The organism is Streptomyces sp. NPDC058964 (genome assembly GCF_042741275.1).
Taxonomy (GTDB): Bacteria; Actinomycetota; Actinomycetes; order Streptomycetales; family Streptomycetaceae; genus Streptomyces.
The window spans coordinates 31401-39607 of sequence record NZ_JBHYKH010000024.1 but is presented as its reverse complement, the minus strand read 5'-3'; the positions used below and the strand labels follow the sequence as shown (position 1 = coordinate 39607).

The 8207-nt window shown below is 71.3% G+C and carries 8 protein-coding genes and 1 pseudogene; 4 read left to right on the top strand and 5 right to left on the bottom strand.

The features are described 5' to 3' along the window. The first annotated feature begins 515 nt into the window (after positions 1–515). Positions 516–692 (top strand): hypothetical protein, encoded by a 177-nt coding sequence (locus ACFW2E_RS05370; RefSeq protein ID WP_384461711.1) that lies wholly within the window; start codon positions 516–518, stop codon positions 690–692. Then, entirely contained in the window at positions 689–1714 is a 1026-nt protein-coding gene (trpS, locus tag ACFW2E_RS05365) for a tryptophan--tRNA ligase (protein ID WP_384461708.1), read from the top strand. The genes ACFW2E_RS05370 and trpS overlap by 4 nt, the downstream gene beginning before the upstream one ends. Here trpS and ACFW2E_RS05360 read toward each other — a convergent pair. After that, entirely contained in the window at positions 1654–2658 is a 1005-nt protein-coding gene (locus ACFW2E_RS05360) for a GlxA family transcriptional regulator (protein ID WP_384461705.1), read from the bottom strand. The genes trpS and ACFW2E_RS05360 overlap by 61 nt on opposite strands. A 76-nt stretch (positions 2659–2734) precedes the next feature. Between ACFW2E_RS05360 and ACFW2E_RS05355 the strand changes: the two genes are divergently transcribed. Beyond that, positions 2735–3319, top strand: a complete 585-nt coding sequence (locus ACFW2E_RS05355; protein WP_384461703.1) for a cysteine hydrolase family protein — start codon at positions 2735–2737, stop codon at positions 3317–3319. A gap of 25 nt (positions 3320–3344) precedes the next feature. On the opposite strand, the gene proC is transcribed toward ACFW2E_RS05355, so the two are convergent. From proC to ACFW2E_RS05340, 3 genes are all read right to left on the bottom strand, one after another. After that, positions 3345–4157: a pyrroline-5-carboxylate reductase gene (gene proC / locus ACFW2E_RS05350; RefSeq protein WP_384461701.1), complete on the bottom strand. Its 813-nt coding sequence runs from the start codon at positions 4155–4157 to the stop codon at positions 3345–3347. Positions 4158–4419: 262 nt separating this feature from the next. Next, positions 4420–5190 (bottom strand): ABC transporter permease, encoded by a 771-nt coding sequence (locus tag ACFW2E_RS05345; RefSeq protein WP_384461698.1) that lies wholly within the window; start codon positions 5188–5190, stop codon positions 4420–4422. Further along, positions 5187–5978 (bottom strand): ABC transporter ATP-binding protein, encoded by a 792-nt coding sequence (locus ACFW2E_RS05340; RefSeq protein ID WP_384461695.1) that lies wholly within the window; start codon positions 5976–5978, stop codon positions 5187–5189. The genes ACFW2E_RS05345 and ACFW2E_RS05340 overlap by 4 nt, the downstream gene beginning before the upstream one ends. Before the next feature lie 226 nt (positions 5979–6204). Here ACFW2E_RS05340 and ACFW2E_RS05335 point away from each other — a divergent pair, with 226 nt between their 5' ends. Beyond that, positions 6205–7611 (top strand): SulP family inorganic anion transporter, encoded by a 1407-nt coding sequence (locus ACFW2E_RS05335; RefSeq protein ID WP_384461692.1) that lies wholly within the window; start codon positions 6205–6207, stop codon positions 7609–7611. 227 nt (positions 7612–7838) lie between these two features. Here ACFW2E_RS05335 and ACFW2E_RS05330 read toward each other — a convergent pair. Then, positions 7839–8207, bottom strand: a pseudogene (locus ACFW2E_RS05330) (SAM-dependent methyltransferase); the annotation flags it as partial.

The window sequence follows — 8207 nt, the reverse complement described above, 5'->3', positions numbered from 1 at the left end:
GGCGTTGACTTTTGGCACGCTGTTGAGTTCTCAAGGAACGGTCGCTTCCTTTGTACTCACCCTCTCGGGCTTTCCTCCGGGCGCTTCCCTTCGGTCTTGCGTTTCCGACTCTATCAGATCTTTTCTCGACCCGATTTCCTCGGTGCTTTCCAGGTTTCCGCTCTCGCGTTTCCCTTTCCGGCGGTTCCGACTCTATCAGATCCTTTCGGGCCTGATTCCCAGTCAGCGGGGTTTGTCTTCACGGCTGTTGGGCCGTTCCGACGAGTGAGACTTTAGCGGATTCCTGGCTCCCGAGCTAATCGGGGCCTGCGCTCTCTCGAACGCGGATTCCTCATTTCGCAAATACGCACGCCGAAGCACACGACGACGGATCGCCGATTGTCGGTTGGTACCTGCGGAATGGCTGTCCGGGGACCGACCGGAGTCGGCGCTCACGTCGGACAACCCGGAGAACAGTACGGATCGGGGTGGGGCGTGTCAACTCACGGCGCGAAGGGCCCCCACAGGCGTACTCTGTGGCACGTGATGACGCGTACGTGCACCCAGCAGTGGTGGGCCGCCTGACGGCGGCCGTACTCACGTATGCACTCAACGGCCGCCGCCTCGGCGGCCGTTCTCGTTTCCCCCTCCAGGGCTCCCGAGAGCCGGCCGGCCGGGACGGCGGTCCCGACCAGGAGATGGAGCAGGGATGACACGGGTCTTCAGCGGTATCAAGCCGACCGGACACCTGACGCTGGGGAACTACCTGGGGGCCATGCGGCAGTGGGCCGCGGTGGACCAGCACCAGGCCGACGCGCTGTTCTGCATCGTCGATCTGCACGGGATGACCGTGGACCACGATCCGGCACGGCTGCGCAGGCTCACCCGGCAGGGCGCGACGCTGCTTCTGGCTGCGGGACTCGATCCGGAGCTGTGCACCGTGTTCGTACAGAGCCATGTGGACGAGCACGCGCGGCTGTCCTATGTGCTGGAGTGCGTGGCCACCGACGGTGAGATGCGGCGGATGATCCAGTACAAGGAGAAGTCCGCGCGTGAGCGGGCCCGCGGCGGGAGCGTGCGGCTGTCCCTGCTGACGTATCCGGTGCTGATGGCGGCGGACATCCTGGCCTACGGGGCGGACGAGGTCCCGGTGGGGGACGACCAGGCGCAGCACGTGGAGCTGACGCGGGATCTGGCCGTGCGCTTCAACCAGCGCTACGGGCACACGTTCGTGGTGCCGAGGGCGACCCTTCCGCAGGTGGCCGCGCGGGTGATGAACCTGCAGGACCCGACGTCGAAGATGGGGAAGTCGGAGGACTCCGGGCCGGGCATCGTCTATCTGCTCGACGAGCCGGACGTGGTGCGCAGAAAGGTGCTGCGGGCTGTGACCGACAGCGGCCGGGAGGTCGCGTACGACCGGGAGGCCCGGCCGGGGGTGACGAACCTGCTGGAGATCCTCGCCGCGTGCACGGGTGGGAACCCGGAGGCCCTGGGTGACGCATACGAGTCGTACGGCGCGTTGAAGAAGGACACCGCGGACGCGGTGATCGAGGCTCTCCGGCCCGTACAGGCGAGGCACAAGGAGTTGTGCGCCGACCCGGGATATGTGGAGGAGGTGCTGCAGCGTGGTGCGCAGAAGGCCCGGGCGATGGCGCGGCCGACCGTCGACAGCGCCTATCGGGCGATCGGGCTGCTGCCGCCGGTGGCCGAGCCCGCGCTGAACGCGGCGCGGTAGGCGCGGGGGCTGGTGGCGAGGCGCGATGCGAAGTGCTGGCGCATCGTGACCTCGCTGCCGAAGCCGGCGCGGCGCGCGACCTCGGGCATGGGCAGGTCGGTGCGTTCGAGGAGCTTCTGGGCCGCGGCGATGCGCTGGTCCAGGAGCCAGCGGAGCGGTGTGGTGCCGGTGGCGGCGGTGAAGTGCCGGGCGAAGGAGCGTGGGGACATGCCCGCGTGGGCGGCCAGGTCGGCGACCGTGAGCGGTTCGTGCAGGCGGCGCAGGGCGTGTTCCCGTACGGCGGCGAGGGTGTCGGCGTCCCGGTCCGCCCGTGGGGTGGGGTGCTCAATGAACTGTGCCTGGGTGCCGGTGCGGAAGGGGGCGGTGACCATCGAGCGGGCGATGGTGGCGGCGGCCTCGGCGCCGTGGGCCCGGCGGACGAGGTGGAGGCAGAGGTCGATGCCGGCCGCGGTACCGGCTGCGGTCCAGATGTTGTCGTCCTCGATGAAGAGGGCGTCGGGGACGACGGTGACGTGTGGGTGGTGTGCGCGCAGGAGGCCGACGAGGTTCCAGTGGGTGATGGCCCGGCGGCCGTCGAGGAGGCCCGCCTGGGCGAGGGTGAAGGCGCCGCCGCAGAGGGCGGCGAGGGTGGTGCCGCGGGCGTGGGCGCGGCGGAGGGCCTCGAGGACGGGGGCGGGTGCGGGAGTGAGGTGGTCGTCGAGACCGGGGACGACGATGAGATCGGCTCGGTTCAGCCAGGTCAGGGTGCGGTCGGGGTGGAGGTCGAGGCCGCCGCGCATCGGGATGGGCGTGGTGGTGCCGGTGGCGACCCTGCGCAGGTCGAAGGCGGGGGCGCCGCGGTCGGTGCGGTCGGTGCCCCAGACCTCGGTGATGACGGAGACGTCGAAGGCGCGGATGCCGGGGAAGGCGAGGAGGGCGACGCGGTAGACGTTCTCGTACTCCATGGCTGGCAGTAAACCATCGATCGCAGACTTTTCACCCTCTGGGGGTGGGCGTGCTCCCGGCGGCAGGATCGTGGGCATGGAGATCGCAGAGAACGCGGCACTGGTGGTCGTGGACGTGCAGAAGGGCTTCGACGAGGCCGGCTTCTGGGGGCCCCGGAACAACCTGGAGGCCGATGACAACATCGCGGCGCTCGTCGACGCGTGGCAGGCCACGGGGCGGCCGGTCGTCTTCGTACGGCATGACTCGCTGAACCCCGGGTCGCCGCTGCGGCCGGGGCACGAGGGGAACGACCTCAAGGAGTACGTGCAGGAGAGGAGGGGGAAGGGGAGCGGTCCCGAGCTGTTCCTCACGAAGACCGTGAACTCGGCGTTCCTCGGCACGCCGGACCTGGGGGCCTGGCTGACGGCGAACGGGATCTCGCAGTTCGTGGTGGCCGGGATCCAGACCAACATGTGTGTGGAGACGACGGCCCGGATGGGCGGGAATCTCGGGTACGACGTGCTGGTCGCGTACGACGCGACGTACACGTTCGACCTGGAGGGCCCGTTCGGCTGGCGGCGCGGCGCGGACGAGGTGGCGCAGGCGTCGGCGGTGTCCCTGCACGGGGGCGGCTTCGCTCGCGTGGTGACGACGAAGGAGGTCGTGGACGCGGTGGCGTGACCCGCCGCCCTCGTGGGGCGGGCGGTCAGTCCTTCTTGCCGGAGGCCAGTTCGCGGCTGCGGTCGCGGGCGGCTTCGAGGGCGGCGATGAGAGCGGCCCGTACGCCGTGGTTCTCCAGTTCGCGGATGGCGTTGATGGTCGTGCCCGCGGGGGACGTGACGTTCTCGCGGAGCTTGACCGGGTGTTCGCCGCTGTCGCGGAGCATGGTCGCGGCGCCGATCGCGGACTGGACGATGAGGTCGTGGGCCTTGTCGCGGGGCAGGCCGAGGAGAATGCCGGCGTCGGTCATGGCTTCGACCAGGTAGAAGAAGTAGGCCGGCCCGGAGCCGGAGAGCGCGGTACAGGCGTCCTGCTGGGACTCGGGGACGCGCAGTGTCTTGCCGACGGCGCCGAAGATCTCCTCGGCGAGGGCGACGTGTTCCGTGGTGGCGTGACTGCCCGCGGAGATGACGGACATGGCCTCGTCGACGAGGGCGGGGGTGTTCGTCATGACGCGGACGACCGGGGTCCCGGCGGCCAGGCGTTCCTCGAAGAAGGACGTCGGGATGCCGGCGGCTCCGCTGATCACCAGGCGGTCGGCGGGGATGTGCGGGGCGAGTTCGTCGAGGAGGGCGCCCATGTCCTGCGGCTTGACCGTGAGGATGAGGGTGTCGGCGGTCTTGGCGGCCTCGGGGTTGGTGACCGGGGTGACTCCGTAACGGGTGCGGAGTTCTTCGGCGCGTTCGGGGCGGCGGGCGGTGACCAGGAGGTCGGCGGGGGCCCAGCCTCCTCGGATCATTCCGCTGAGCAGGGCTTCGCCGATCTTGCCGGTGCCGAGGACTGCGACTTTCTGGCTCATGGTGCGGGGCCCTCCGGGGGGTTGCGTCGTCCGGGTTCATCCTCGCACCGGTATGGAGGAGTGGGCGTGGTTGTCCGGTGGGCGGACGTTCGTTGCCGGGGTGCCGCGGGGGGTCTCGCCCCCGCCGCCAAATGCTTGTCCCGTCCCAGGGGCTGCCGCCCCTTCGGCCGCACCCAGGGGCTGCCGCCCCCGGACCCCCGCTTCGGCCTGGACGGCCTCGTCCTCAAGTTCCCGCGAACTCTCGGTCGGCCGGCGCCTGGAGTCACGTCGTGCGGCGTCGCAGGGTGGCCGCTCCCAGTGTCAGCACCAGCAGGGCGCATCCGGCCACGATCAGCACGTCCCTGACGAAGGTCGCCGTCATGTCGGTGTGGTGCAGGACCTCGTTCATGCCGTCGACCGCGTAGGACATGGGAAGGCCGTCGGAGATGCCTTCGAGGACGGGGTGCATGTTGGAGCGGGGCGTGAACAGGCCGCAGAGCAGGAGCTGGGGGAAGATCACCGCGGGCATGAACTGGACCGCCTGGAATTCCGAGGCCGCGAAGGCCGAGACGAAGAGGCCGAGGGCCGTCCCGAGCAGCGCGTCGAGCAGGGCCACCAGGAGCAGCAGCCACGGTGAGCCCGTGACGTCCAGGCCCAGGACCCAGACGGCAAGGCCGGTGGCCAGCGCCGACTGGACGATGGCGAGGGCACCGAAGGCGAGGGCGTAGCCGGCGATGAGGTCTGCCTTGCCGAGCGGCATGGCGAGGAGGCGTTCGAGGGTGCCCGAGGTGCGTTCGCGCAGGGTGGCGATGGACGTGACCAGGAACATCGTGATCAGGGGGAAGATCCCGAGGAGTGACGCGCCGATGTTGTCGAAGGTGCGTGCGCTGCCGTCGAAGACGTAGCGGAGCAGGAACAGCATCACGCAGGGGACGAGGATCATCAGCGCGATCGTGCGCGGGTCGTGGCGGAGCTGGCGCAGGACCCTGGTCGCGGTGGCGGTGGTGCGGGCGAGGTTCAGGGCGCTGCTGGGGGCGGGCGCGGTGGTGCTCATCGGGTCGTCTCCTTGGTGCGGCCTGCCGCGACCGCCTCGTCCACGAGGTGCAGGAATGCCGCCTCGACGGTCTCCGACTCGGTGCGGGTGCGCAGGGCGTCGGGTGTGTCGTCGGCGAGGATCTCGCCCTCGCGCATGAGCAGGAGGCGGTGGCAGCGCTCGGCCTCGTCCATGACGTGGGAGGAGATGAGGAGGGTGGCGCCACGGGTGGCGGCTATGTCGTGGAAGAGGTTCCACAGGTCGCGGCGCAGGACGGGGTCGAGGCCGACGGTGGGTTCGTCGAGGACGAGGAGTTCGGGGGTGCCGAGGAGGGCCACCGCCAGGGAGACCCGGTTGCGCTGGCCGCCGGAGAGGTTGCCGGCGAGGGCGTCGGCGTGGCTGGTGAGGTCGACGTCGGCGATGGCGCGGGTGACGTTCTGGCGGCGGCGTTCGGCGGCGGCGCGGCCCGGGTCGAGGATCGCGGCGAAGTAGTCGAGGTTCTGGCGGATCGTCAGGTCGTCGTAGACGGAGGGGGCCTGGGTGACGTAGCCGATGCGGGTGCGCAGGGAGGGGTCGCCGGCGGGGCGGCCGAGGACCTGCAGCGTGCCGGAGACCTTGGCCTGGGTGCCGACGATCGAGCGCATGAGGGTCGATTTTCCGCAGCCCGACGGGCCGAGCAGGCCGGTGATCTGGCCCCGCGGGACGGTGAAGCCGAGGCCGCGCAGGACGGTGCGGGGGCCGCGGACGACGGTGAGGGCGTCGGCCTCGACGGCCGGGGTCTCCGGTGGGCCGGACGAGTAATTCATCATGCGGTGAATAATGCGTCGGGGCCGAGCCCCCGTCAAGTGGGTTGCGCGCGGTGGTGCGAGGGCGCTGCGGCGCGATCGGAGGAGCGCGGTCCGTTCGCGCGCTTCCGCCTTCACCGGGTGACCACACGAACCCGGCGCTGATCCAACGCCCTTTTCCGACAATGGATTTCAGTGCCATTCACGCACTCGCGAGCCCCGCTCCCTCGTCCTCGGAGGTGCTGTCGTCATGCGCCGTGTCGCAGGCAAGGCCGATCTGTTCGCTTCCCTCGTCGTGTTCCTCGTCGCCCTGCCGCTGTGTGTGGGCGTCGCCATGGCCTCCGGCGTCCCGGCCGAACTCGGGCTGGTCACCGGGATAGTGGGCGGTCTGGTGGCCGGCGCGCTGCCGGGCAGCAGCCTGCAGGTGAGCGGGCCCGCGGCGGGGCTGACGGTGCTGGTGTACGAGGCCGTGCGGGAGTACGGGGTCGAGACGCTCGGAGTGCTGGTGCTGCTGGCCGGGCTCGCGCAGATCGGTCTCGGGCTGCTGCGGCTGGGCCGGTGGTTCCGGGCGGTGTCGGTGGCGGTGGTGCACGGGATGCTCGCCGGGATCGGGCTCGTGCTGGTGGCCGGGCAGGTGTACGCGCTCGGTGACGCGGCCGCTCCGGCGGGCGGGCTCGGGAAGATCGCCGGTCTGGTGTCACTGCCGGGGCGGATGGGACCGGTGGCGTTGTCGGTGGGCGCCGGCACCATCGCCGTACTGCTGCTGTGGCCGCGCTGGCGCCGGGGAGCCCGGCTGGTGCCTGCGCCGCTGGTGGCGGTGGCGGGCGCGACGGCGGTGACCTGGCTGTTCGACCTGGACGTGCGGCGGGTCGAGGTGCACGGCGTGCTCGATGCCGTACGTCTCCCGGAGGCGGCGGACTTCGGGCGGCTGACGGAAGTGGGCATGCTCGGGACCATCGCCGCCTTCGCGCTGATCGCGTCCGCGGAGTCCCTGTTCAGCGCGACGGCGGTGGACCGGCTGCACCAGGGGTCGCGGACGGACTACGACCGGGAGCTGATCGCGCAGGGAGCGGGCAACGCGGTGTGCGGGGTGCTCGGCGCCCTGCCCATGACCGCGGTGATCGTGCGCAGCGCGGCGAACGTGCAGGCGGGTGCCCGCACGAAGGCGTCACGGGTGCTGCACGGGGTGTGGCTGCTGGTGTTCACGGCGCTGCTGCCCGGGTTGCTCGGGGTGGTTCCGGTGGCGGCGCTGGCCGGACTGCTGGTGCACGCGGGGTGCCGGCTGGTGCCGGTGCGGGAGCTGCGCGGGCTGTGGCACGGGCATCGCGGGGAGGTGGTGGTGCTGGGGGTGACAGCGGTGGTGATCGTCCTGGGCAACCTGTTCGAGGGCGTGCTGGTGGGACTGACGCTGGCGGTGGCGAAGACCGCCTGGGAGGTCGGCCATGTGCACGTGGAGAGCGAGGACCGCGGGGAGGCGGGGCTCGTCGTGCGGGTGCTGGGACATGCGACGTTCCTGCGGCTGCCGAAGCTGCTGGACGCGCTGGAGGCGGTGCCGCGCGACAGGAAGGTGCGGCTGGAACTGGGCGGGCTGCGGTACGTGGACCGGGCGTGCGCGGCGGCCCTGGAGGGGTGGGCCGCCGACCGGGCCTGTCGCTGAGTTCCCCTCCGCCCGGGGGGCGGGCCGCGCGGCGTCGTGGGGGTCCCCCCTGCTCAAGCGCAGCCCAGAGCTTGGGGAGCGTGCGACCGCAAGGCGCCGGAGCGCCCTCGTGGCGGAGCCTCGCGGGCGGTTCGGCCCCGTGGCGGGCGTGCGTGGCGAGCGTGCGTGGCAGGCGTCGCACGGCAGGCGTCGCACGGCAGGCGGGACTCGGCGGCAGACCCTGTGGGTCAGGTGTGGGTGGCCACCAGCAGCAGGACGTCGTACGTCTCCTCGACGACTCCGTCCGGGAAGACCTTCAGCAGGTGGGCGCGCTCCTCGTCGAGGAAGGCGGTCCTGCGCTCCTCGGTGGTGACGAGGAAGGCCGAGTGACTGCTGATGTTGGCGAGATGGGTGGCGAGGGGGACGCGGCGGCTCCAGCGGACCTCACGGCGGGTGAAGCGGAGGCGGCCGCTGGGGTCGGCGAGGTCGGGCCGGGCGGCCCGCTGCTTCTCGGCGCCGATGTCGCCGCCGAAGAACCGGTCGGCGCGATCGGCTGCCTCGCCGATCCACTCGACGTCGAGGGCGGGCGTGGGAGAGCCCACGGCCCCGCCCCCCCC

What these genes read in the sequence shown, in the direction of transcription:
- trpS (WP_384461708.1), top strand. Translation starts at nt 689, where the DNA reads ATGACACGGGTCTTCAGCGGTATCAAGCCGACCGGACACCTGACGCTG.
- ACFW2E_RS05360 (WP_384461705.1), bottom strand. Translation starts at nt 2,658, where the DNA reads ATGGAGTACGAGAACGTCTACCGCGTCGCCCTCCTCGCCTTCCCCGGC.
- ACFW2E_RS05355 (WP_384461703.1), top strand. Translation starts at nt 2,735, where the DNA reads ATGGAGATCGCAGAGAACGCGGCACTGGTGGTCGTGGACGTGCAGAAG.
- proC (WP_384461701.1), bottom strand. Translation starts at nt 4,157, where the DNA reads ATGAGCCAGAAAGTCGCAGTCCTCGGCACCGGCAAGATCGGCGAAGCC.
- ACFW2E_RS05345 (WP_384461698.1), bottom strand. Translation starts at nt 5,190, where the DNA reads ATGAGCACCACCGCGCCCGCCCCCAGCAGCGCCCTGAACCTCGCCCGC.
- ACFW2E_RS05340 (WP_384461695.1), bottom strand. Translation starts at nt 5,978, where the DNA reads ATGATGAATTACTCGTCCGGCCCACCGGAGACCCCGGCCGTCGAGGCC.
- ACFW2E_RS05335 (WP_384461692.1), top strand. Translation starts at nt 6,205, where the DNA reads ATGCGCCGTGTCGCAGGCAAGGCCGATCTGTTCGCTTCCCTCGTCGTG.